Genomic DNA, 23,639 nt, shown 5'->3' with positions numbered 1-23,639 from the left:
TTCATGAATATAAAAATCAACAACCGGTCAAAGCACGCTTTACCCCAATATCAAACTGCCCTGTCCGCAGGAATGGATATCCATGCAAATCTGGAAGAGCCTGTGACTCTCAAATCCCTCGAAAGAAAACTGATCTCTACCGGCCTGTCAATCGAACTTCCGCAAGGCTATGAAGCACAGATCAGACCCCGGAGCGGACTGGCGATAAAAAACGGAATAACTGTACTGAATACGCCTGGAACAATCGATGCAGATTACCGGGGCGAAATAGGAGTAATTTTAGTAAATTTATCCGGTGAAGAATTTACGGTGAATAACGGAGACCGGATCGCTCAAATGGTCATTGCAAAACATGAAAATGCTAACTGGGTTCAGGTGGATCATCTTAGCGAAACCGAACGCGGCAGTGGCGGATTCGGCAGTACTTCAAAACCAAAATAATTAATAATTCGTAGTATATTTAGTAAATAGCTGTCACAACAGCTCAAAAAATAAAACAGACCATGAAAATAATCGTTCCGATGGCGGGTCGAGGTTCCCGATTAAGACCTCACACTTTAACGGTACCGAAACCTTTGATCCCGATTGCCGGAAAACCCATCGTACAGCGTTTGGTGGAAGATATTGTGAAAGTTGCGGGCGAAGAGATTGACGAAATCGCTTTTATCATTGGTGATTTCGGTCCCGATGTGGAAGCTTCTTTAATGGAAATTGCTCAAAAACTCGGCGCAAAAGGCAGCGTCTACATTCAGGATGAACCTCTGGGTACCGCTCACGCCATAAAATGTGCAGAAAAATCAATGCAGGGCGATGTGGTTGTAGCTTTTGCCGACACCCTTTTCAAAGCAGATTTTGTCCTCGATAAAAACTCTGATGGTGTGATCTGGGTAAAAAAAGTGGAAGATCCATCCGCTTTCGGAGTCGTAAAACTCGATGATTACGGTTTTATTACCGATTTTGTGGAAAAACCCCAGACTTTTGTGTCAGATTTAGCGATTATTGGAATTTATTACTTCAATTCCGCAGAAAAACTCATGGATGAAATCAATCACATTATGGATAATGACATCAAAGTGAGCGGCGAGTTTCAACTGACCACGGCTCTGGAAAATCTGCGGGCAAAAGGAGCGAAATTCTCCCTCGGAAAAGTGGATGATTGGATGGACTGTGGAAACAAAAATGCCACTGTAGAGACCAACGGTAAAGTCCTGGAATACGAGAGAGCAAACGTTGCGAACTTCCCCGCCTCAGCAAAAATTGAAAACTGCCTTATCATTCCGCCGTGTTTTATCGGAGAAAATGTGGAGATTTCAAATTCCAAGATCGGGCCCGGAGTTTCTCTTGGAAACAATACCATTGTCATCAATTCAAATATCGACAATTCACTGATTCAGGAAAATACCATTATCGACCATGGGAATTTAAGCAATTCAATGATCGGCAATTCCGCACGTTATTTTGGGGTGGCACGAGAAATTTCTTTGGGTGATTTTTCCGTTTTGGACTTTTTATCAAAGCAGGAATTATAAGAACCGCAAAAGGGAAATCTAAAAGCTCCGCAGATGATTTTGTGCGGTTTGGCGTTAATATTGCAAACGCTGTAAACAGTTAAAATAAAGAAAATGAGACAATTAATCTCTTTACTGTTTTGTACATTCATTCTGTTTTCGTGTACCAGCCGAAACGGATTGAAAGACGCTGCTTCAGAAACCGCAAAAGATGACTCCAGACCGAAAGAAAGCAATAAAGCCATTGCTGACCGGATTACCTTTTTTGAAAAAGTGCTGATTGGTCCCAAATTCAGCCAGATAAAGATGTCCGGGAAAATGATGGTCGAAACAGGTGCGCCCATTCCTTCTTTAAACACCACGATTTATATTGAACAGAACCAGAAGATCTGGATGAATCTTACTGCCGTTTTTTTCAATGTTTCCCGCGGAATCGCTACTGCCGAAGGCATAAAGGCTAAGAATAATTTCGAAAAAACCTACATCGATTCGGATTTTGAATACCTGAACAATTTGCTGAATGTAAATTTCATCGATTATAAAGCGCTGGAAAACATTCTTATCGGCAGGACTTTTATTAAACTCAATGATTCGCAGTTTCAGCTGACCAAAAATTCTCAGGGGTTTAAAATGGCTTCTTTGGTCAACCAGAAAATAGTGAAGGAGGATAAAACCACCGAATATAAGGTACTCCTTTACTACGCAAACAATTATGATCTGACTAAAGTTCAGATTCAGGATGTAAATTCACCGGATGAACTTGAAATTTCCTATACCAATTGGGAAGCTTTTAATGAAATGAGACTCCCGAAAAATGTTAAAATATTACTAAAAGGCACAAAAAACGGAGAAATTTTGTTGGAAAATACGAACTTTGAAAGTTCGAAGATGGCAACCCCCTACTCGGTTCCCAATAATTACACGAAAATTGAGATTAGATGATTAAAAAATTGAGCTTTTTGGTAGGAATTCTATTGTTCGGATTTGTTTTCGGACAGAAAAAGGAACTCCTTCAGAAGCAGAATGCAGAACTGAAAAAACAAATTGCTGCCATTAATGCAGATCTCGCCAAAACCCGCAACGAATCCAAGCTTTCCGTAGCATATCTGAACAGTGTAAATAAAAAAATTGGACTGCGCGAAAAAGTTTACACCAATACCCAGAAAGAAAAAAAATTCCTCGACGATGAAATTTATCTTCGTCAGTTGGAAATCAACCGTCAGAACCGCGAACTGGCTGTTCTCAGAAAAAATTACGCTCAGGTTCTCGTAAATGCTTACAAAAACAAAGGGGTCCAGAACAAAGTGACCTTCATCCTTTCTTCAAAAAATATGGGCGAAGCCCTCAGGAGAGTTCAGTACCTGAAAGAATATTCCGATTATCAGAAAAGAAAAGCTCAGGAAATTACGGGCGCTGCCGAAGTGCTTCGGAAATCTGTAGCTGAAAAACAGAAATCGGCAAAAAACAAGGAAGTTTTGCTCTCTAACCAGGTGAAAGATTTAAAGACCATCAGCGCAGAAAAAATGATGAAAGAGCAGTTGCTGAAGGACTTCAAGAAAAATGAATCCAAACTTACCGCAGAGTTACAGCAGAAGCAGGCACAGTCGAAAAAACTGGAAGGACAGATCAGATCCATCATTTCCGAAGAAATAAGGCTTGCCAAAGCGAATGATGAAGCCCGGAAAAAAGCTGAAGCTGAGAAAATCCGGTTGGCCACCCTTGCTGCAGAGCGGGAAAAGGCAAAAATTGATGCCTTAAACAAGGCCAAAGCTGATGAACTGGAGAGAAACCGTATTGCAGCGGATCTGGAATCGAAAAAAGCTGCAGATCTGGCTGCCCGAAAAGCAGCCGACGAAAAGAAAAGAACGGAGGAGGCGGCGAAAAACGCAGCAAATGCAAAAGATGAGGAAAGAAGAATTGCTGCCGCAAAAGATGCTGCAAATGCAGCCGCCGCTGCAAAAGTAGCCGCAGATAAAGCCGCCGCTGCCAGAGCTGCAGAAAACGCTTTGACTAAAAAAAGTGATGCTGAGAAAAAAGCGGTAGAAGTAAAAGCCATGACCAACTTCGGGGTTTCCACTGCAGCGGGCAACAATTTTGCTGCAAACCGTGGAAAAATTGGTTTCCCCGTCGAGAAAGGTCAGGTAACACATCGATTCGGGAGACAGCCACATCCGGTTTTCAAGAATATTGTAGAGGAAAATAATGGAATTAAAATTTCTGTTCCTTCAGGTACGCGTGCAAAATGCGTGTTCCCGGGAACGGTTTCTAAAGTACTGGATCCGGGCGACGGTACCAGAACTGTCATCATCAGACATGGTGACTATTATTCCATTTACTCGAATTTAAGCAATTCTACGGTCTCTGCCAATCAGCAGGTTTCTGCGGGAACGCCGGTCGGTACTGTCGCACAGGATTTTGACGGCACCAATACACTGGATTTCCAGATATGGAACGGTAAAAATCCAGTTGACCCTTTAGGATGGATTTCTTATTGAAAAATAATCTAACTTTGTAAAAAATATATAAAATGTACAATTTAACCATTTTAAGTCTTTCATGGCAGCATATCCTGATTGTGGCCATTCTTTTATTATTGCTTTTCGGCGGAAAAAAGATCCCCGAATTAATGAGAGGAATGGGTTCCGGAATCAAGGAATTCAAAGATGCCGTGAAGGAGGAAGATAAAAAACCAACGGAAAACCACCCTAACGAAAACATTAAAACTGAATAAATTTTAATGGATTTTACGCGAACAGCCTGGGAAATTTTTAACCGGTCAATTGACGATTATCACCTCATCGACAGTGTTGATGCCACTGAAGTAAATGTCTATCCTGATGAAAGTTTGGAACGTCTTTTGTATTCCAAGAATTGGATTGACACCGTTCAGTGGCATCTGGAGGATATCATTCGTGATGAAAATATAGAACCTGCAGAAGCACTACGACTCAAAAGAAGAATCGATGCTTCAAACCAGCAACGTACTGATTTGGTTGAATATATTGATACCTGGTTTTTAAAAAAATTCCAAAATACAACACCCCGTCAAGATGCTAAAATAAATACTGAAACACCGGCATGGGCGGTTGACAGACTTTCGATTTTAGCACTAAAAATTTACCACATGTCTCTTGAAGCAAACCGTGAATCTGCGAATGAAGAACACCGGATAAAATGCGGGCACAAGCTTAATGTTTTACTGGAACAGCAAAAAGATCTCACTACTTCTATAGATCAGTTACTTGGTGATATTGAGAATGGAAATGTTAAGATGAAAGTGTACAGACAGATGAAAATGTACAACGACGAAAGTCTTAACCCAATCCTCTATCAAAAGGAACATCAAAAATGAAAAATATAGTTTACAGCGTGTTATTACTGATTTTAGGGTCATGTGCTTCAGAAAAACTGAACATGTCTCCTCTGAACAATAATGGCACGACTTCAAAAACTACAGCCATTAAAGATTTCGATACTTTCAACAATTACATTACCCAAAATGAGAACGCAGCAGAAATAACCAATCTGCTCTCGTCATTCCCAAAGTTTTCAAAGAATAAGTCTTTAAATCTGGAGGCCGCAGCCATGATTGTTAACATTCAGGATTATCTTTATGCAGTTGAAGCTGGAAACGCACCGGGTAAAGAGAGAGCTCTCAAAGGATTTGAAAAATCCTATAAAAAAGTACAGACTTTAAGAAAAAAACTCTCTCCCGATGAAGATAAAATTCTGAACCGCTATCTTGTGAGGATAAAAACCAATATCAACAGTATTGAGTATTACCTCCATACCCCGGTAAACAACTAAATAATTCCATGATTAAAATTCAAGCGGAAGCCAATGTTCCCACAGAATATGGTATCTTCCGGATGATTGCCTTCTCAGAAGAAGAAAGTGACTGGATGCCGCACATGGCCATCATCGCTGAAAATACAGATTTTTCGCAACCCATTAACGTCAGATTTCATTCTGAATGCATTACCGGCGAAGTTTTCCATTCTAAAAAATGTGAATGCGGACAGCAGTTGGATGCAGCAATGAAATTCATCCATGAAAACGGGGGGATTATCGTCTACCTGCGTCAGGAAGGCCGGAACATCGGCATCATCAATAAACTGAAAGCGTATTCATTACAGGAAAAAGGTTTTGATACCGTTCAGGCAAATCTTGAGCTTGGACTTCCTGCTGATGACAGAGATTTCTCAGCAGCCATCGAGATTCTGAATATCCTTGAAGTAAAAAACGTGAATCTTTTAACGAATAATCCCGAAAAAATTAAAATTGTGACCGAAAGCAATATTCATCTCAATAAAAGAATCCCTTTACAGATCGATTCCACTTTGGAAAGTGAAGGCTATCTAAAGGTGAAGAAAGATTATTTCGGGCATCTGCTGGAAGACGACGACGAATAAAAAACGCTTTGAAATTTCAAAGCGTTTTATTTTTGTGTAAAAACCTAAGATTATAACTGTAATGCTGTTTCTAAAGCCAGTTCAATCATGGGTTTCAGGGATTTCTCTCTTTCGTCGGCAGAGATCTGTTCACGGGTGGGAATGATATCTGACACCGTAAGCAATGTAGCGGCGTTTTTGCCCAGATATTTAGCATTCGCAAAAAGTGCAAAAGCTTCCATTTCAACAGCTAAACATCCGTATTTTGAGGCAATTTCCGGAATGGTAGTATCTTTTCTGTAAAAAATGTCGCTTGTGTGAATATTGGTCGGCTTAATTTCTAACGACAATTTTTGGGCTGTTTCATTCATCAGTGCAAATGAATTTCCCTGATTTGCAATCAGCTCATCCTCATTTCCCCACGCAAATTTTGCATAAGTTGATTCACTCGCTGCATTTTCCACATTCAGAAGGTCAAAAAGTTTCAGATCACTGGTGTAGGCTCCACACGTGCCGATTCTGATAATCGTATCCACTTCATATTCGGTGAAAAGTTCAAAAGAATAAATCCCGATGCTCGGAACGCCCATTCCGCTGGCTCCTACTGAGATTTCTTTTCCTTTGTAAAGTCCTGTAAAATAGTAGATATTCCTGGTCTGGCTTACGAGTCTTACCTCATCCAGAAAATTATCTGCTATGTATTTTGCCCGGAGCGGATCTCCCGGCTGTAAAACTGTTTTAGCGATTTCCCCTTTTTTGGCTGCGATATGAACACTCATTTTTTATTCTTTTAATTGAGGTTTAAATGTAAGAAAATCCAGTGAAAATAAATCATTTCTAAACCTGTTTTTACTACATGCCGAAATATAAAAAAAGCCTACTTTTAAGTAGGCTTCGATTGAATAATTTACAGATTAAGAAGGATTAATTCTTGTCCTTAATATTGTAAAATTTAATAACGCTTTGGTAGTCATTATAATCAACATTCGCATTTCTACCGGCTGATGCAGGGATTAAAACAATACGGAAACGCTGATTGTTCTGATATTTATTCGCTTCTGCAGCTGTCATAGTAGTCTGATCGAAATTGCTTTCCGTATAAATTTCAATAGCGGTAGCATCAAAAAGGAAATTATAATCCAGTTCTCTACCTGCAGACAGAAACTCCGTCTTAGGCAATAACTGCCAAACCGCAGAAGCAGTTGTATTTGAGTTAATATTTCTGTACACCAAAACAACATCACTTGTAGCAATGTCGATTCCCTGAGTCAGTGTATAACTGTTTGTACTGTTAAGCGTACCGGTAACATCACGCATCAGTACTGGATTGTCTTCTACAATAACTTCGTCATTCCGGTCTGTACAACTTACTGCAGCGATGCTGAAAATTGCCAGCAGGAATATTGTTAAATAATTTTTCATTTTTAAAAATTTTAGATTGTTCCCGGTGAGCTATTCAAAACATATACCAATGTTTATTAAACCCACATTTTAGTATAAAAATTGTATTTTTGTTTATATTTAAATTCATAATGATCAAATACATTATCGCCCTTATAACAGCAGTTGCTTTCAATCCGTTCGTTTTTGCACAGTATCAGCCGAAAAACCTTTCGGGCGCTGATTTGAAGGCTGCCAACTCATGGGTCGATCAAACATATCATTCGCTTTCACAGGACGAAAAACTCGGTCAGCTGTTTATCGTAGCACTTTATACCAATAAAGGTGAAGATTATATCAATAATGTCAGAAATCTGGTTATCAATGAAAAACTGGGCGGACTGATCCTGATGCAGGACGATGCAGCTCGCGAAATCAATCTCGTCAACGAATTTCAGGCAAAATCCAGAATTCCGCTGATGATTGGGATGGATGCAGAATGGGGACTTTTTCAGAGAATTGCCACTGCACATAAATTTCCCTGGGCAATGACATTGGGCGCAATACAGAATAAAAGCCTGATTACAGAAATGTCCGCAAAAATCGCTCAGGATGCCAAAAGAATGGGCGTAAACTGGGATTTTGCACCCGTTGTTGATGTCAATACAAATCCGGATAACCCGATTATCGGCAACAGAAGTTTCGGATCTGAAGTTACGAATGTAGTAAACTCAGCTGCAGCTTATGCACAGGGCCTTCAGCAGAATAATATTCTGGCCGCCATCAAGCATTTTCCCGGGCATGGCGATACGAGTACAGATTCCCATCTCGATCTCCCTGTCGTTTCCCACGATCTCAAAAGACTGAACGCGGTGGAAATTGCCCCGTTCAAAGCGCTCATGGATAAAGGAATAGGCGGGGTAATGGTAGCCCATTTGTACGTTCCTGCCCTTGAAAGCGAAAAAGGAATCCCGGCATCGGTTTCAAAAAGTATTGTGACGGGAATTTTAAAAGAAAAATTAGGATATAAAGGATTGATCATTACCGATGCCCTGAATATGGGTGCTGTCGCAAAACACTATAAGCCGGGAGAACTCGATGCTCTTGCTTTCAAAGCCGGTAATGACATTATGCTGTTCTCAGACGGAGTAAAGGAAGGCAAAAGGCTGATTCAGCTGGCGATTGAAAATAAAGAAATCTCCCAAAACCGCGTTGAAGAAAGTGTCAAAAAAATTCTCCTGACCAAATATTTTTTAGGCTTGACAAAATACGAAGCCAGAAATCCGGAAAACATCAATAGTGACCTGAATAACGGTTCACACACGGAAATCGTTCAGAAAATGTATTCCAATGCACTTACCCTGATTAAAGATGAAAAAAAACTGCTTCCATTAAACTGCAATGAAACCTACTATTATGTCCCACTGGAAGAAGCACCTTACCAAACTTTCGCGGATCAGCTGAATTTAAACACCACGGTCATCCTTAAAAAGCCATCAGAAATTTCTTCAATTCCGTCCAATTCAAAGGTGATTGTCGGATTTCATAAAGACAATTCAACTGCGTATAAACCTTATAAGATTTCGCCTGAAAGCAAAAAAATCCTTGGTGACCTTACTAAAAATCAAAACATTATTTTGAATGTTTTCGGCTCGGCCTATGCCCTGAAAGATATCGATATTTCCAAAGTTTCCACCGTTTTGGTGGCCTACGAAAACAATGATGACTCAATGACGGCCACTGCGAAAGCGCTTTTGGGGAAAACAAAAATCTCCGGAAGACTTCCGGTTTTGGTTAATGATCAACTGACAGCCGGAATGGGAATGGATTTGAATACTACAACACCAATTGACTTCAACAAAAAAGTAAAAACAGTAATTGAGTAATTTCAATTAAAATAAAAACTCTATGAAAATCGGAATTCTCTGTTATCCAACATACGGCGGTAGCGGCATCGTTGCCACAGAACTCGGCATGTCTCTTGCCAACAAAGGCTATGAAGTGCATTTTATCAGTTCAGCGCTTCCGGCGCGGCTTGATATTACCAACCCAAATATATTTTTCCATCGGGTAAATGTGCAGACGTATCCGCTGTTTCAGTACCAACCATACGACATTGCCCTTTCATCCATGATTTACCGAGTTGTAAATTTATACAAACTCGATATTCTGCACGCGCATTATGCGATCCCTTACGCTTACGCTGCTTTCACCGCAAAACAGATGCTGAAAGAAGAAGGAAAAGATATTCCTTTGGTTACAACGCTTCACGGAACGGATATTACGCTGGTCGGCCAGCATCCGAGCTACAAACATGCTGTAGAATTCTCGATTAACCAGTCAGACACCGTTACGTCGGTTTCCGAAAGTCTTAAAGCCGATACTTTAAAATTTTTCAATATTAAAAAAGAGATTCAGGTCATCACGAATTTCATCGACAATTCCGAATTTGAAGAGGTTAATACCTGTCAAAGAAAACAGTTTGCCGAGGATGATGAAAAAATTCTCATTCACGTCTCCAATCTGCGCCCTGTAAAGCGGGTGGAAGAGGTTCTGCAGATTTTTAAAACTGTAAATGCCAAAGTAAAATCCAAACTCATCGTCATTGGAGAGGGCCCAGATATGGAAAAAATCACTCAGTTCCTGGAAGAAAATCCGGAGCTGATCGGAAAAATACGTCTTTTAGGTAAAGTCAATGATCTGTACCGCATTCTTCAGCTTTCTGATGTGTTTTTACTGCCTTCAGAACAGGAAAGTTTCGGTTTGGCGGCGCTCGAAGCGATGGCCGCAGAAACGCCTGTCATCAGTTCCAATGCAGGGGGAATTCCGGAGGTGAATATTCAGGGTGAAACCGGATTTCTGGCAGAGGTTGGAAATGTAGAAGCCATGAGCAACTACACCATTAAGCTTCTAAGCGATGAAAAACTCCTTGCCCAAATGAAAAAAAATGCGAAACAGCAGGCCATTAAGTTTGACCTGAAAAACATTCTACCACTTTACGAAAAAATGTACAGCGATACGCTGAAGAATTTTGCAAAGCTGAAGCCTGTAGAAGAGAAGATTTAAATCATCTACCGGATGCTGGACCGGTAAAAAATCAGTTTTAGGAAACTTTGTTCTTTATCAATCATGAACGAGAAACTCCTTCAATATCTCTGGAATTTCAAGATTTTTAAAAATTTTGATTTCCGTGATACGGCAGGAAATGAAATAGAGATCCTGGATTTCGGAAAGTGGAATTATGATTCGGGACCTGATTTCCTCTTCGGAAAAATAAAGGTTCATGATGTGGTTTTAGCCGGAAACATTGAACTTCATGTGAAATCTTCGGACTGGATTTTTCACCGTCACAGCGGCAATCCGGAATTTGAAAACCTGATTCTTCATGTTGTTTTTCAGGATGATACTGAGATCGAAGAACTCAAGAACAAAAATATTCCAACGCTTGAACTCAGTGATTATATCGATGATTCGCTGCTTTGGAAATATGAATCTTTACTGAAAGAAAACAGTTTTATTCCGTGCGAAAAAATCTTTAATCCTGATAAAATTCCGTTTTATTTTGCCGAGGAAAGCCTGTTGAAGAAACTCGACCTGAAATCTATAGAAATCGAAGCAGATCTCGCACAGTTTAAAAATAACTACGAAGCGGTTTTGTTTCACCGGTTGGCTTACGCTTTCGGGCTGAAAGTAAATGCATTTATCTTCAAACAGATGGCTGAAAGTATTGATTTCAGTGTTTTAAACAGGATCAGGCAGAACCGGGTTCAACTGGAATCGCTCTTTTTCGGAATCTGCGGCTGGCTTGATGCGCCTGAAGACGAATACATGAATATTTGGAAACGTGAATTTGATTTTCTGAAAACGAAATTTCAGCTACCGGATCTCCGTTTCACGCCGAAATTCTCAAAGCTCAGACCGCCAAATTTTCCAACGGTCAGGCTTTCGCAACTCGCCGCACTCTATCATTCAGACCAAAACCTGTTTTCAAAGATCATTTCAGCCAGAAAAGCGGAAGAACTCTATGAGCTTTTCAAAAATGTCAAAGCGAGCGAATATTGGGACAACCGCTTCAGTTTCGGAAAAATCTCAACAGTGACCGGAGAAAAATTTTTAACGGAAGATTTTATTGACCTTGTTTTCATCAATGCTGTTTTGCCACTGAAATATACCTTCCATAAAAACAATCAGGAAAACAACAGCGATGAAATCCTGAGTTTTTACAGCCGGATCGGCGCTGAAAAAAATTCGGTAACCGAAGGTTGGAAATCATTAAAAGTGCCGATGCGGAACGCTTTAGACAGCCAGGCTTATATTTTCCATCACAAACATTTCTGCACGCTTAAAAATTGTTTAAATTGCGGAATCGGTTTTCAACTATTAAAAAATTCGTAAAAAAGAATAAAATGCACGAACCACATTTCATTACAAACATCCGCCACAACGTAGAACGGGAATGGTTTGGTGTATTGACGAGAATGGGTTCCAAACTTGGGATCCCCGTTTCCAAACTGCGCGTTTTCTTCATCTACTCTACTTTTGCCACGGTTGGATTCTTTTTCCTCATTTATCTGATCCTGGCGTTCTCGCTTTGGGTTAAGGATATTTTCATCACAAGACGCCCGAATGTCTTTGACCTGTAATCTTCGATATTTTTTTTAAAAATTTTGATTCTGATTTCAATTATTTCGTTCCAAAAATGTAGATTTGGGAAAAATAATTCAGCTTTGATATGGAATATGTACAGGTAACTTCAACCGATGATTTCAGGACAGATGAAATTTACAAATCGTATTGTGAAACCTTTCCGGAAGACGAAAGACGCGGCGAATCACAGTTCAGGTGTCTATTTAAAAATCCCAAGGTAAAAGTTCATGCGCTGCTTGATGACCTGAACAATGTGGGTTATCTGATTTCCTGGGAACTGACCAATTTTATATTTATTGAGCATTTTGAGATTTTTTCTGAATTCAGAAGTCAAAAATACGGTGCTGAGATGATCAGCCATCTCTTTAAGAATTACTCTCATATCGTTCTGGAAGCAGAACCGGAGCATCTGGACGAAGATGCAAAGCGGAGACTGCAGTTCTATACCAACAACGGTTTCTCGGTTATTGATGAGGATTATGTACAGCCTTGTTATGAAGAAGGAAAAAACCCTTTAAATCTCTGGCTTCTCGCCAACTGGCAACCTGAAAAGACCGACTGGATCAAGGAGGAAATTTACGATGTCGTTTATTGCTAAAAGCTTTCGTTGTTGGTCTGAAATACAGTTTTCGTATTAATCCACCTCATATTCCAGTTTAATGGTGATACTCGCTTCTTTGTCTTTTGAAGAGGTGTTAAAGGTGCCGCCGTATGAAAATTCTTCAGTAGAATTCGGTTCGGTGATCTGGGTGACTCCCATCGTTGCTTTTTTCAGGTTTCCGAGGCTACTTCCCGCATTTTCAGCGATCTTTTCCGCGCGCTGTTTGGCATCTTTTGTGGCATCTGCAATCATCTGCTGTTTCACAGTGGCCAGTTTGGTGTAAAAATAATTGGGTGGCGACGAAGTGAATTCGATTCCCAGATTGATAATTTCAGTAATATTTCTGGAAAGATTTTCGATTTTTGACACCTCTTTGCTGTCAATAGACACCGACTGTGACAGCTGATAACCGGAAAAAGTCTGATGGCTGGCTCCGTTGGAGTCGTTCGAATACGTGAATTGCTTCTGAATATCCACAGCCGAAAAAACCATTTCATTTTTTGCAATTCCCTTCGAAAGCAAATAATTTTCGATGATTTTTTTATCGTTTGCTAGCGATTCATAGGCCGATTTCAGTTCAAAACTGTTTCGCGAAAAATCACCCTTCCATGCGATGAGATCCGAAGTAAATTTCTGTGTGCCTAATCCTGTAACGGATATGGTATTGTCTGCCTTATTCCGGTTTTTGATAGCGCTGCCCAAAAGCGCAAGTCCGATAACAAAACCTAAGGCTGCGATGGCTATGGCGATAATATTTCTGTTCATATCAGTAGAATATTCTATAAAATTATAAAACTTTTTGAAATATAAAGTTAGATTTATTTATGGTTTATTATTTCGCGTTTTTATACGCTTTACTTTTCTCCTCAATCAGCATCTGTATCTTCATCAGTTCTGACGGCGTATAATACCCATACTTCAAGATGTTGCTGAAATCAAAATTCTGTAAAGCAAAATTGAGAAAAGCATCTGTCTCTTCTCTTCTGATGTTTATTTCAGCGAAATAAGCTGCTCCTAAATCTGTAACCAGACTTCTGTAAAACTCAATTTTATCCCATTTATTTTTAACTTTACCAATGGAGAAACCTGGCCCGACCGGCTGAACAAATTCACCGGGCTGAGACGCCATGATGGTAGGATCTGAGCGTTGCTGAATATAATCCATCAGTTCCCCTTTCTTCGCTGCTAATTTTCTTGAATCGCCATAATGTTTCACATCCTGTTTAAGATTACCGGTGGGCTTGTACACCAGATTCACTTCTTCAATCAGGATTTCGCTTTTAACCAGAACAATGCTGACAGGTTTACTGAAATTGGTTGATTTTATATGGATGATTTGCCTTTCAAAGCCTTCTTTCGCGATGCGGATTTCGTCTTTTGCCTCAACTTCGATCATGAAATTTCCTGAATGATCCGTAAGGTACTTTTGTCCGGATCTTATATTTACTATTTCTGCGCCAGAAATCATCTCACCGGATTCCGCCGAAACATTTCCAAAAATGTATTGCTGCGCCTGGAAATTTATAAAGAATAGGAAAAAAACGAGCAGGGATAATTGTATTTTCATAAGCATTAGTTTTGCGATAAATGTAATTGTATTTATCATGCATTTTTAAAGTTTAACCACCCTTAACGCGTTTTAGGAATTATTTTGAAATAAGGATTCTAAAATTGTTAAAACCAGACTTAAAACTGTTAAATTTTCCGGCGATTTTTCATTAAATTGCAGTTTGTAATCTCCAAAAATGTTGAAAAACTACATCTCCATCAATGCCTCGGCCGGTTCCGGGAAAACCTTTGCACTTGTGCAGAGGCTTTTGATGATCTGTCTGAAAAACCCACACCAACCCGATGCAATCCGTCATATTCTGGCGCTGACTTTTACCAATAAAGCCGCAAATGAAATGAAGGAAAGAATTTTCGACTGGCTGAAAGAGTTTACACGACAGGATTATTACAGCAGCGACAAACTGAAGCAGATCCGAGAAAAATTTGAAACCGAAGGAATTCACATCACGCTGGAGGAACTTCACAGGCGCTCCCAAAAAGTACTCAATTTCATCCTTCACCACTATTCCACACTGAACATTGGGACCATCGATAAGTTTAACTCACGATTGGTCCGGAGTTTTTCCTATGAACTGGGTCTGGCGCAGAATTTCAATCTAGAAATTCAGGCCGAACCGCTTCTTCTGGAAGCCGTCGATAAAATGCTGGAGCAGATTGGCGAAGAAAATACCGTTTCGGAAGCTTTTCTGGATTTCATCAATTATAATCTCGATAACAATGAACGCGTAAATCTTAACAAAACACTCTACAGTTCCGCAAAGAAATTCCTCAGCGATGTGCATTACGATGAATTGAAAAAAAATGACGGCTTCGACTGGAATGCCTACGAACTCACAAAGGAAAATGTCCGTAAAGATCTGGCTGAGCTTCGCAAAAACTCACTGGAAATTGCGGAAAGCGTCCTACAGCTCCTGAAAGAGAAAAACCTGGAACAGGACGATTTTGCCGGCGGAAAAACGCGGAGCATCGCCAAATTCTTTTTTGAAATTATTAAATATTACCGCCAGGAAAGAGATAAATTCCCATTTCCGGAAAAGGAAAATTCTGCGATGGAAGTTTTCTTAAGCGGTGCATCTTCAAAATCAAAAAACAGGGAATCGGAAATCTTTGAAATCATGGATTTTCTGATCGAAAACCGGAGTTTGCTGATCAAAAACTATATTCAGATCAGGAAAAAGGAAAAAATGCTGAGTGCGCTGCTTCCGCTGCGGGTAAATAAAGACATCCAGGAAAAACTGCTCCAGATTGAAGAGGAAAATGATCTCGTTCTGCTTTCTAAATTCAATATTTTAATCAACGAAAATCTTAAAAATGAACCCTCTTCATTTATTTATGAGAAAATAGGGAATCAGTATCAGCATTATTTTTTCGACGAATTTCAGGATACGTCGAAAATGCAGTGGGAAAATTTCATTCCGCTTCGTGATCATACCGTTTCCATGGAAAACACGACGTTTACAATCGTTGGAGACCCAAAACAGAGCATCTACCGTTTTCGGGGCGGCGATAGCCAGATCATGCTCGATATTAACAGCGGAAACGAAAAAACACTGGCTCAGATTCATGTGGAAAACCTGGAAATGAACCGCCGGAGCGCGAAAAATATTGTACAGTTCAACAACGACCTTTACCAGTATCTTGCAGATTTTTCCGGTCTGAATGCCGCACACCAAAAGATCTTCGGTTTGGAAGCCCAGCAAACTGCAATCTCGGAAATCGGGGGACGAGTGAAAGTTAATCTTTTTGAAAGTTCCACGCAGGAAACCTTTTACAATGAAGTTGCCGGAAAAATGCAGGCCGACATTCAGGAATGTCTGGATAACGGTTTTAATTTCTCGGATATTACGATTCTTTGCCGCGGAAATTTTGAGATTTTTACTTTTTCGCAGCTTCTGAGCAATATCAAAGTCAATTACAACGGCGAAAACATTTACATCAAAACCATTTCGGAAAAAGGACTCACACTTGATCTTTCCGCAACGCTTTTGGCGCTGATTGAATTTTTGAAATGGTTCGGTCAGCCCAACAACGCGCAGTATCTCGTAAAAATGATGTATTTTCTGCATACTTCCGGAAGAATTAAAATGGAAGATTTCACACAGGAAATCACAGAAGTTCTGGACATTAAAAACAAAAAAGAAACGGAAGCTTTTCTGCAGCAGAAATACGGCCTCAAACTTCAGCAGACCGATTTTCCGCATCTGAATCTCTACAATTTCGTGGAATATTATCTGAAGGAATTCGCCGTTGAAAACCGGGAAACAGATTTTCTGCTGAATTTTCTCGAAATGACCTTTAATTATTCCCAAAACACCTCATCGACCTTAAAGGATTTTCTGAAATATTGGGAAGAAGAAGGCGCAAAAACCTCTATTCAGGCGTCGGAAAATGTGGATGCCATTGAGATTATGACCATTCATAAAGCCAAAGGTCTGGAATTTCCGGTGGTATTTTTGCCGATGCGAAACAGCCATAAAGACACGAACTTTAACAGCTGGTTTGGTCTGGAAGACCATGAGCATCTGAAATCGGTAAATATTTCAGGTTTCGACGCGGTTTTGGAAAATTACGATGAGGAACTGCATGTCTTCAATTCCGAAAATCTTTATCAGAATAAAATTGACCGGTTCTGCATTCAGTATGTGGCGACAACCAGGCCCGTAGAGCAGCTTTTTCTTTATCTTGAAAAACCATATGTGAATGCCAAAGGAGAAGAAAGCGAAACTAAAATTGAGATCCTGAATTTCATCAGGGAAAAAAATCTGAACAAAGAAAATGAGTTTGACCTTTTTGAGACCAATCCTGAAATTCTGAAAAAACAGGGCCTTCGGAAAAACAAACTGCACGATACCCAAAGCATTCATCTCTTGAAAGAGCAAAAAAACACCTCTAATCCTGTTAAGATTGCCACTCCTTCCAAAAACTACCAGAACAGGGTTGAAAAAGTGAGAATCGGAATCTTCACCCATGAAATTCTGGCTAAAATCTATACCGAAAAAGATGTGGCACCGGTGCTGGAAGATTATGAGATCCAGGGCATCATTACCCAGGAAGAAAAAATGGAAATTTTGCCTTCGCTGATGGACATTATCAGGAAATATCCCGATTATTTCAGGGAAGACCAACAGGTGATCAATGAAAGGGATATTATGATCTCAGAAAACGGAAAGACCGATCTCTACAGACCCGACAGGATGTTAGTCACTGAAGGCGGTTACTTCATCATCGATTTCAAAACCGGCGGTGAAAAAGAAAAACATCAGAAGCAGATCGAAACCTACATTACGGTTCTCAAAAAACTCGGCAAAAAAGTAAGCGGCAGCAAGATTATCTATGTATAAAAAAGGTCCCGAATTCGGGACCTTTTTTTATGCTGTTTGTGGATTAAAAACCCTCGTTGCCAGCTCCTGATCAAAAAGGTAAAGCGCAGAAGGATTATCACATACCATTTTTATTTTGGACACCAACTGCGAGGCATTGGCTTCTTCTTCAACCTGTTCGTTGATGAACCACTGTAGGAAAGAAACTGTTGCAAAATCACCTTCATCATTTGCATTCTTAACAATATTAAAAATACTTTTTGTCACGATTTTTTCGTGTTCCAGCGCTTTTTCAAAAATTTCCACAGCATTGGTGAACTCATAGGGCGGTTTGGCAATTTCTCCCAAAATAATCTGTTCGCCAACATCCTTCAGATAATCGAACATTTTGTCCGCATGCATGAGTTCCTCTTTACTCTGGATCCGGAAATAGTTGGCAATGCCGTCCAGATCTTTCGCACAGAACCAGGCAGACATGGATAAATAAAGTTGAGCTGCATACTGTTCTTTTGTGATCTGTTCATTAATGAGTCGGGTTATATTCTGTGATATCATGATTATACATTTTCTCAAATATAAAATTTTTTATGAATAAGTATCAAATTTTCATCCCTACTTTCCTAATAATAAAAAGTGCGGAAATAAAAATTCCCGCACTTCCCACATTAAAAACTAAAATTATGAACTATATGACCGAAATGGCCTTTATTTTTAATCCTATTAACTCTTCATCGCTTTTTTGCCACCCATAGGCGCTCTATGTTTTTTCATTTTGGCCTTCCTTTCCAGCATTTTCTGCTGTTTTTTAGCCTGCCATTTTGCATATTGATCAGAAGTAAGAATTTTTCGCATCTCATCATCCATCTGCTGCATATTTTGCTTCATCCCCTCCATTTTCTGCTTTCTCATTTCCTGATTTCTTTGCATGGCTACTTTTCTTTCAGCCTGATGCCTTTCCTGAATCGCATGAATCTGATTCAATTGGCTTTGGGTAAGATTTAGCTCTTTCTGCATTTCCGCAAAATGCTGCTCTCTTTTCTGTTCTTGATTTTTTACCATTTCAGCTCTGCGTTGCTGCATTTTTTCTTTTTGTGCGGGGGTAACCTGAGCCATTGCAAAACTTCCGAATCCCACCAATACTAAACTTAAAACTAATTTTTTCATCTTATTACCTTTTTATTGTTATTTGATGGTTTGATATCAGATTTCCGTTGAAGTTAAAGTGTTTTTTCACAATTTTTGTTAAATTTTTACACTTATCTGGATGCTATAACTTTAGCGAGAATTCCATCCGTTTCATCCGGGTAATTCACCTTAATAATGTCATCACTTTCCACCCATCTTTTCAGTTTAAGGTTGAATTCCTTTTGGTTCCAGATCACAGGTATTCCCATTTTTTCGAGGGCAAGTGCATTGCATTGCTGCTCATACTGATGAGTCATAGGAACCGACAGAACTTTTTTTCCTAAAAAAAGGGCTTCAGCAGGACCTTCGAAACCTCCGCCTGTCAAAAATCCTTTTGATGTTGCCAACGAGCTCAGAAAATCTGCGTTGCAGATGGGGAAAACCTCCGCATTGTCTTTAACATATCCCTTCACTGCATGTTTGGAGAAAATCTGCCAGTTGGTGTCCGGAATATTCCTGATTTGATTCAAGATAAATTCATCAGAATACGCAGGGAGATAAACGGTGTAATGATCGGAATTTCCGATTTTCAAATTCCTGACTTCACTTCTGATGACAGGTGTGTAAATGTGTTCATCATATTTTTCAAAATGAAAAGCAAAATATTCGGTAGCTGGCGCATAATGAGTCGTAATGAATTTGCCCCAGTGAAAACCTTCCAGCTGTGGAGTTTTTGAAGATAAAAAAGCAGATTGGTGACTTAAAGCTACCGATTTTTTGTTTCTTAATTTACATGCCCAGGCCGTAACCGGTTCAAAATCATTGATGATCAGATCATAATCATTTACAGGAAGTTCCCGTATCTCTTTTAAAAAGTTGAAACTGTCAAAACGCTTCCAGGTTTCCCCGAAGTCGATACTTCCGCGTTTCCCGAACACATATCCAAACCCTTTGTACTGGTATTTGATGTCATCCTCAAGACCCACTTCAGCCTGGGTACCACTTAAAAGCAGGTCTAACTGACCATATTTTTTAAGATGCGGAATTATTTCTCTGGCTCTGCTGACGTGTCCGTTTCCGGTACCCTGAATGCTGTAAAGAATTTTCATCAATACAAAATTAGCCTAAAAACCAAGCCGTAATTAAATGTGAATAAAATTTAAAAAAGAGCAGATCTCTCTGCTCTTCCTTTCACTTTTTACTATTTATTACTTCTATAAATCTTATCTAAACCCTCCGCGTTTTCCTGTGCTTGGAGTGGAATTTTGCTGCGGAGCGGCTGTTGATCCGGAACGCATTCCCGAACTACTACTGCTGCTTCGCATTCCGGTGCTGGTACTTGGCGCTACCGTTGTTTGGCTGCTTCTTGGAGCTACCGGTCTGATTCCACTATTTGTAACCGGCCTTGTATTCACAGTTCCACTCGAACTATTTCTGAATCCCCTGTTATTTGAGTTGGTTGTAGTAGTTGAAGGATTTCTGAAACCTCCGCTGTTTGTTGTGTTTCGTACTTCAGTATTTCTTACCGACTCATTTCTAAATCCGTTGCCCTGCTGAATACTGCTGCTGTTTGTATCTCTGAAACTACTCGTGTGAGGGTTTTTTGTCTGACTCCAGCCATATTTATTGCCATGGGTCTCCAAAAATCTGTTTCGGTCTACTCTATAAACATTGGTATTAACTCGGGCATAACGCGGCTGCACCCTGTATCTCGGCGCATAATAATCTCTTCTGTAATTCTGGAAATAAACAACAGGATTATAGCCATTGTAATAATTGTTCTGAAAAACGATGAATATCTGAGGTCCCATAATCTGCTGTAAGGTATAGAATCTGTCGTAATACCATCTGTCAGGATTATGACGGTAATATGAATTCCAGTTCGAGTATGAGCCATACATTTCATTCAGCATAATAATCTGCTGAATTTGGCGTCTGGAAAGTCTTGAACTTCTGAAGAAATCATTCCAGTTTACCATTACAATACTGTTTCTGTAATCGTTGTAATAGCTTTGATAATAATTATCTGCATAATAATCGGTAGGATAATCGTAATAATAATCTTCCGGAAATGCATAATCATCGCTGTAACCGTTATTATTTCCATAATAACCGTTGTTGGTGTTATCGTTTCCCCAACCGTTATTGCTGTACTGTGCGTAAGTCAGTGTTCCTAAAACCACCGCCAATCCTAAAAATATTTTTTTCATCTTATTTGCTGGTATTAAATTGTGAATTGAACAACCCATTTTCCTTAGAGAAAGGTAATTTAAGAGGTTACCGTCAATTTGATGCCAATATAAAAAGGAAGTTAAACCTAAGAGCGAAAACTTCTTTTTAAACCACTACAAAGCTCTGATTTCCAAGTGATAAATTTATTTTCTGTTGGAATCTTCAACCCATCCGGCGATTTTGTGGTTAAATTCTTTCCTCTTAAGCATTTCTTCGAGGCTTACGTGCATTCGGTACCGCCAGTAATGAGGAAAAACCTGCGGATCGTTGATTCTTTCCGCGTCCATATCCGGACGCGTAAGTTTCTCATCTGTTGCGTAAAACTCCTGAACAGGAAAAATGGCAAGCATTGCATCACTGTAAAGATGCTGTGTCATGATCATCCCGGCAATTTCAGGATGCAGATCATGCGGCGCCGTTCCCCACTGACCCAGTTGTTCACTGAAATATTTCTGTATCAGAGTCCGGTCCTCATGCCACCATTGTCTCAACGTTGAGCTGTCGTGTGAACTTGCGGTGACCACATTCATATATCCTGAATTTTCCGGACAATGCCATGAAATGTTTTCTGACGGCATTCGCTGAACTTTAAGAGCAGTAATTCCAAGCCTGTCCATCACCTCCGGAACCACTTCTGGAACCATTCCTAAATCTTCGCCGCAAATCAACATATTGGTCGAATTTAGGATTACCGGTAGTTTTTCCATGGCTTCCTGAAACCATAAGGTATCCTGACGTCTGAAAAAATAGTCGATGTACAGATCGTAGACACTCCTTTTTTCCTCATCTGGGAGATATTTATATGACTCCGTTTCAGTGATATTGATTCTCGGATGATAAACAAGTTCTCCATTCTCGGTTTCTTCCGGAAGGAATAATACATTTGCGGAAAGCGCAAGCAGATTTTCCTGAGGCCATATGGAAGGATTTTTTTCGAAAAACTGAGTAAGTTTTCTTTGAGAATCAAATTCGTCTTTAAAAGAGTACATCCCATCCTTATTACAGATGAAATAATTACGGACGGCTGCACTTTCATCGCCGAAATAATGCTGAAGAATTTCATCATTAATATAAGGCTTACAATACCTCTCGAAACTGAAGGCAATTTTTCGTGCATAAAATTCTTCCATTTTTACAGGCACAGCAGGAGAAAAATAACCCAAAACCCCTTGGGTGGCACTCATTGGTATTCTCCATATTCTGAAAAAGCCAAGAATATGGTCAATCCTCATGGCATCAAAATACTGTTCCAGGGCTTTAAAACGGTTTTTCCACCAACGGTAACCGTCCTTTTTCATGGCTTCCCAGTTATAAACAGGAAATTCCCAGTTTTGGCCCAGACCGCTGAACTGGTCCGGTGGGGCTCCGGCCTGAAAATCCATCCCAAAAAGGGAAGGTTCTGTCCATGCTTCCACCGAATAGCGGTAAATTCCAATCGGAAGGTCCCCTTTTATAGAAATTCCAAGATTATGGGCGTAATCAACCGATTCTTTCAACTGTAAATGGAGTTGATACTGCACCCAAGAATGCAGCATTGCCTTTTCATAATCTTTATTGGCAGGGGCAAAAAAAACAGAAATTTTACCCGCAATGTATTTTTTATGGGTCTTCCAGGTATTAAAATCTGGCGTATTGTATTTGTCCCTTAACACACAGAAAGCCGAATAAGGCACCAGCCATTCTTCATTTTCTTTAAGAAATTTCCTGAAATTCCGGTCCTTTAAAATCAGGTCTTTATGGTTTTCAAAAATCTTTCTTATAAATTTCCATTTCCCGGAAATTATCTTCTCATAATCGATTAAAGTCAGCGCGTTGAGTGAGGCTTTTTCAGTATGAAATTCTTCAACTAATTCCTGAGGTAAAGAATATTCCAACTTTTCAATATTTAAATACTGAGGATGAAGCGCGTAGACGGAGATTGCAGCATACGGATAAGAGTCGGACCAGGTGTAATTCGCGGTGGTATCGTTGACCGGAAGAATCTGCAGAACCGAAAGATTCGTTTCAGCAGCCCAGTCGGCAAGATTTTTAAGATCCATAAACTCACCGACGCCGAAACCATTCCTAGTTCTGAGCGCAAAAACCGGGACTGCAACTCCGGCTGCGTGGTACATTTCAAAGGACTTGAATTTGAAAAAATGATCAGCTTTGATCTGAAGAATATTTTTTTCGGGATTTGGCAAAGCCCATCTGTTGTCGCCGTTTTCAATATCAAAAACTTCTCCGGTATCAGAATTCATAAGTCCGTATTTGTACTGAATCATACGGTTTTCAGAAACTTCCACGGCGGTTTCCCAAATTCCAAAATCGGTCTGCGACATCGGAACCGATTTCAGATACTCCCAGTTTCCGAGGGCTTCACAGTTTCCCAAAATTACAATTTTCGAGTTCGGGTGATAAATAGGGGCTTCGATACGGAAAAGATGCGTGTGTTTTTTTAAAACAGAAACTTTTTCGGGTTTGAAATCTTTCAGGTTATTCTGCAGAACCTTGTTATTGAGATAGTTTTCAGGGAAATTCTTAAGATTCCAGGCGTCGTAAATCTGAAATTCAGAATAAATATGGCTAAAGTGGAGTGCATGAAATGGAAGTTCCGCGTCGGTTATATTTCCTTCCGAATCTGAAACCTGATATCTGTAGCTAATGTTTTTTGAAAAATAATCAATTTCAGTCTGCCAGTTCCCGTTGTCGGTATAGGTGAGCTCATAAATTTTACCCGGTGCAAGATTTTCAAATATTTGGAGTTGAATCTTCTCACCGTTTCTAGTATGATAATTTAAATGGAAATAGAGCTTCATGTTTTGCCTTTAGAACATGCAATTTATGAATTTATTAAAATATCCTGTCAAATAAAAACCTCTCCTAA

At 39.8% G+C, this 23,639-nt stretch carries 23 protein-coding genes; 14 read left to right on the top strand and 9 right to left on the bottom strand.

Going from position 1 to position 23,639, the window contains the following annotated elements:
- The first annotated feature begins 3 nt into the window (after positions 1-3).
- The 8 genes from dut (at position 4) to ribA (ending at position 5,920) form a co-directional block, all read left to right on the top strand.
- The gene (dut, locus tag FUA25_RS10690) at positions 4-441 is read left to right on the top strand and encodes a dUTP diphosphatase (RefSeq protein ID WP_147756895.1); all 438 of its coding nucleotides are present in this window, start codon (positions 4-6) and stop codon (positions 439-441) included.
- A 62-nt stretch (positions 442-503) separates the two neighbouring features.
- Positions 504-1,529, top strand: a complete 1,026-nt coding sequence (locus FUA25_RS10685) for a sugar phosphate nucleotidyltransferase (RefSeq protein WP_147756894.1) — start codon at positions 504-506, stop codon at positions 1,527-1,529.
- A 93-nt stretch (positions 1,530-1,622) separates the two neighbouring features.
- Positions 1,623-2,450: a DUF4292 domain-containing protein gene (locus tag FUA25_RS10680; RefSeq protein WP_147756893.1), complete on the top strand. Its 828-nt coding sequence runs from the start codon at positions 1,623-1,625 to the stop codon at positions 2,448-2,450.
- Positions 2,447-4,003, top strand: a complete 1,557-nt coding sequence (locus FUA25_RS10675) for a murein hydrolase activator EnvC family protein (protein ID WP_147756892.1) — start codon at positions 2,447-2,449, stop codon at positions 4,001-4,003. The genes FUA25_RS10680 and FUA25_RS10675 overlap by 4 nt, the downstream gene beginning before the upstream one ends.
- A gap of 32 nt (positions 4,004-4,035) precedes the next feature.
- Positions 4,036-4,239 (top strand): twin-arginine translocase TatA/TatE family subunit, encoded by a 204-nt coding sequence (locus tag FUA25_RS10670; protein WP_147756891.1) that lies wholly within the window; start codon positions 4,036-4,038, stop codon positions 4,237-4,239.
- 6 nt (positions 4,240-4,245) lie between these two features.
- On the top strand, positions 4,246-4,860 hold the full coding sequence (locus FUA25_RS10665) for a DUF4254 domain-containing protein (protein ID WP_147756890.1): 615 nt from the start codon (positions 4,246-4,248) through the stop codon (positions 4,858-4,860).
- On the top strand, positions 4,857-5,315 hold the full coding sequence (locus FUA25_RS10660; protein WP_147756889.1) for a hypothetical protein: 459 nt from the start codon (positions 4,857-4,859) through the stop codon (positions 5,313-5,315). The genes FUA25_RS10665 and FUA25_RS10660 overlap by 4 nt, the downstream gene beginning before the upstream one ends.
- An 8-nt stretch (positions 5,316-5,323) precedes the next feature.
- Positions 5,324-5,920, top strand: a complete 597-nt coding sequence (ribA, locus tag FUA25_RS10655) for a GTP cyclohydrolase II (RefSeq protein WP_147756888.1) — start codon at positions 5,324-5,326, stop codon at positions 5,918-5,920.
- A gap of 50 nt (positions 5,921-5,970) precedes the next feature.
- Here the strand turns inward: ribA and deoD are convergent, their stop codons facing one another.
- Together deoD and FUA25_RS10645 are read right to left on the bottom strand one after the other, a co-directional pair.
- Entirely contained in the window at positions 5,971-6,678 is a 708-nt protein-coding gene (gene deoD / locus FUA25_RS10650; protein WP_147756887.1) for a purine-nucleoside phosphorylase, read from the bottom strand.
- 145 nt (positions 6,679-6,823) lie between these two features.
- Entirely contained in the window at positions 6,824-7,321 is a 498-nt protein-coding gene (locus FUA25_RS10645; RefSeq protein ID WP_147756886.1) for a hypothetical protein, read from the bottom strand.
- A 110-nt stretch (positions 7,322-7,431) separates the two neighbouring features.
- On the opposite strand from FUA25_RS10645, the gene FUA25_RS10640 reads away from it, so the two are divergent.
- From FUA25_RS10640 to FUA25_RS10620, 5 genes are all read left to right on the top strand, one after another.
- Positions 7,432-9,165, top strand: coding sequence for a glycoside hydrolase family 3 protein (locus tag FUA25_RS10640; RefSeq protein WP_147756885.1), 1,734 nt, complete (start codon positions 7,432-7,434; stop codon positions 9,163-9,165).
- Positions 9,166-9,187: 22 nt separating this feature from the next.
- Positions 9,188-10,345, top strand: a complete 1,158-nt coding sequence (bshA, locus tag FUA25_RS10635) for an N-acetyl-alpha-D-glucosaminyl L-malate synthase BshA (RefSeq protein WP_147756884.1) — start codon at positions 9,188-9,190, stop codon at positions 10,343-10,345.
- A 63-nt stretch (positions 10,346-10,408) separates the two neighbouring features.
- On the top strand, positions 10,409-11,674 hold the full coding sequence (locus FUA25_RS10630; protein WP_147756883.1) for a DUF2851 family protein: 1,266 nt from the start codon (positions 10,409-10,411) through the stop codon (positions 11,672-11,674).
- Positions 11,675-11,685: 11 nt separating this feature from the next.
- Positions 11,686-11,922 (top strand): PspC family transcriptional regulator, encoded by a 237-nt coding sequence (locus FUA25_RS10625; protein ID WP_147756882.1) that lies wholly within the window; start codon positions 11,686-11,688, stop codon positions 11,920-11,922.
- A gap of 89 nt (positions 11,923-12,011) precedes the next feature.
- On the top strand, positions 12,012-12,524 hold the full coding sequence (locus FUA25_RS10620; RefSeq protein WP_147756881.1) for an N-acetyltransferase: 513 nt from the start codon (positions 12,012-12,014) through the stop codon (positions 12,522-12,524).
- A 36-nt stretch (positions 12,525-12,560) separates the two neighbouring features.
- On the opposite strand, the gene FUA25_RS10615 is transcribed toward FUA25_RS10620, so the two are convergent.
- Together FUA25_RS10615 and FUA25_RS10610 are read right to left on the bottom strand one after the other, a co-directional pair.
- Positions 12,561-13,292, bottom strand: coding sequence for an SIMPL domain-containing protein (locus FUA25_RS10615; protein ID WP_147756880.1), 732 nt, complete (start codon positions 13,290-13,292; stop codon positions 12,561-12,563).
- 67 nt (positions 13,293-13,359) lie between these two features.
- Entirely contained in the window at positions 13,360-14,094 is a 735-nt protein-coding gene (locus tag FUA25_RS10610) for a hypothetical protein (protein ID WP_147756879.1), read from the bottom strand.
- 178 nt (positions 14,095-14,272) lie between these two features.
- Here FUA25_RS10610 and FUA25_RS10605 point away from each other — a divergent pair, with 178 nt between their 5' ends.
- Positions 14,273-17,437, top strand: coding sequence for a UvrD-helicase domain-containing protein (locus FUA25_RS10605; protein WP_228411686.1), 3,165 nt, complete (start codon positions 14,273-14,275; stop codon positions 17,435-17,437).
- A 27-nt stretch (positions 17,438-17,464) separates the two neighbouring features.
- Here the strand turns inward: FUA25_RS10605 and FUA25_RS10600 are convergent, their stop codons facing one another.
- The 5 genes from FUA25_RS10600 to FUA25_RS10580 all read right to left on the bottom strand — a co-directional run bounded on the left by FUA25_RS10600 (position 17,465) and on the right by FUA25_RS10580 (position 23,571).
- Complete coding sequence (locus FUA25_RS10600; protein ID WP_147756878.1) at positions 17,465-17,971, bottom strand: ferritin; 507 nt, start codon at positions 17,969-17,971, stop codon at positions 17,465-17,467.
- A gap of 165 nt (positions 17,972-18,136) precedes the next feature.
- Positions 18,137-18,580, bottom strand: a complete 444-nt coding sequence (locus FUA25_RS10595) for a hypothetical protein (RefSeq protein ID WP_147756877.1) — start codon at positions 18,578-18,580, stop codon at positions 18,137-18,139.
- Positions 18,581-18,672: 92 nt separating this feature from the next.
- Positions 18,673-19,650: a glycosyltransferase family protein gene (locus FUA25_RS10590; RefSeq protein ID WP_147756876.1), complete on the bottom strand. Its 978-nt coding sequence runs from the start codon at positions 19,648-19,650 to the stop codon at positions 18,673-18,675.
- Positions 19,651-19,764: 114 nt separating this feature from the next.
- The gene (locus tag FUA25_RS10585; protein ID WP_147756875.1) at positions 19,765-20,751 is read right to left on the bottom strand and encodes a hypothetical protein; all 987 of its coding nucleotides are present in this window, start codon (positions 20,749-20,751) and stop codon (positions 19,765-19,767) included.
- A gap of 165 nt (positions 20,752-20,916) precedes the next feature.
- Complete coding sequence (locus FUA25_RS10580) at positions 20,917-23,571, bottom strand: 4-alpha-glucanotransferase (RefSeq protein ID WP_147756874.1); 2,655 nt, start codon at positions 23,569-23,571, stop codon at positions 20,917-20,919.
- Positions 23,572-23,639: the final 68 nt, after the last annotated feature.

The organism is Chryseobacterium sp. (genome assembly GCF_008014695.1).
In the GTDB taxonomy this organism is placed as follows: Bacteria; Bacteroidota; Bacteroidia; order Flavobacteriales; family Weeksellaceae; genus Kaistella.
The sequence above is the reverse complement of the archived record's forward strand: the minus strand, read 5'-3'. Positions and strand labels throughout refer to the sequence as shown.

Coding starts and splice junctions, on each gene's coding strand:
- bshA (WP_147756884.1), top strand. CDS start 9,188: ATGAAAATCGGAATTCTCTGTTATCCAACATACGGCGGTAGCGGCATC.
- FUA25_RS10665 (WP_147756890.1), top strand. CDS start 4,246: ATGGATTTTACGCGAACAGCCTGGGAAATTTTTAACCGGTCAATTGAC.
- FUA25_RS10660 (WP_147756889.1), top strand. CDS start 4,857: ATGAAAAATATAGTTTACAGCGTGTTATTACTGATTTTAGGGTCATGT.
- FUA25_RS10620 (WP_147756881.1), top strand. CDS start 12,012: ATGGAATATGTACAGGTAACTTCAACCGATGATTTCAGGACAGATGAA.
- FUA25_RS10610 (WP_147756879.1), bottom strand. CDS start 14,094: ATGAAAATACAATTATCCCTGCTCGTTTTTTTCCTATTCTTTATAAAT.
- FUA25_RS10630 (WP_147756883.1), top strand. CDS start 10,409: ATGAACGAGAAACTCCTTCAATATCTCTGGAATTTCAAGATTTTTAAA.
- FUA25_RS10590 (WP_147756876.1), bottom strand. CDS start 19,650: ATGAAAATTCTTTACAGCATTCAGGGTACCGGAAACGGACACGTCAGC.
- FUA25_RS10675 (WP_147756892.1), top strand. CDS start 2,447: ATGATTAAAAAATTGAGCTTTTTGGTAGGAATTCTATTGTTCGGATTT.
- FUA25_RS10615 (WP_147756880.1), bottom strand. CDS start 13,292: ATGAACAGAAATATTATCGCCATAGCCATCGCAGCCTTAGGTTTTGTT.
- FUA25_RS10645 (WP_147756886.1), bottom strand. CDS start 7,321: ATGAAAAATTATTTAACAATATTCCTGCTGGCAATTTTCAGCATCGCT.
- dut (WP_147756895.1), top strand. CDS start 4: ATGAATATAAAAATCAACAACCGGTCAAAGCACGCTTTACCCCAATAT.
- FUA25_RS10600 (WP_147756878.1), bottom strand. CDS start 17,971: ATGATATCACAGAATATAACCCGACTCATTAATGAACAGATCACAAAA.
- FUA25_RS10580 (WP_147756874.1), bottom strand. CDS start 23,571: ATGAAGCTCTATTTCCATTTAAATTATCATACTAGAAACGGTGAGAAG.
- ribA (WP_147756888.1), top strand. CDS start 5,324: ATGATTAAAATTCAAGCGGAAGCCAATGTTCCCACAGAATATGGTATC.
- FUA25_RS10685 (WP_147756894.1), top strand. CDS start 504: ATGAAAATAATCGTTCCGATGGCGGGTCGAGGTTCCCGATTAAGACCT.
- FUA25_RS10605 (WP_228411686.1), top strand. CDS start 14,273: ATGTTGAAAAACTACATCTCCATCAATGCCTCGGCCGGTTCCGGGAAA.
- FUA25_RS10680 (WP_147756893.1), top strand. CDS start 1,623: ATGAGACAATTAATCTCTTTACTGTTTTGTACATTCATTCTGTTTTCG.
- FUA25_RS10670 (WP_147756891.1), top strand. CDS start 4,036: ATGTACAATTTAACCATTTTAAGTCTTTCATGGCAGCATATCCTGATT.
- deoD (WP_147756887.1), bottom strand. CDS start 6,678: ATGAGTGTTCATATCGCAGCCAAAAAAGGGGAAATCGCTAAAACAGTT.
- FUA25_RS10640 (WP_147756885.1), top strand. CDS start 7,432: ATGATCAAATACATTATCGCCCTTATAACAGCAGTTGCTTTCAATCCG.
- FUA25_RS10625 (WP_147756882.1), top strand. CDS start 11,686: ATGCACGAACCACATTTCATTACAAACATCCGCCACAACGTAGAACGG.
- FUA25_RS10585 (WP_147756875.1), bottom strand. CDS start 20,751: ATGAAAAAAATATTTTTAGGATTGGCGGTGGTTTTAGGAACACTGACT.
- FUA25_RS10595 (WP_147756877.1), bottom strand. CDS start 18,580: ATGAAAAAATTAGTTTTAAGTTTAGTATTGGTGGGATTCGGAAGTTTT.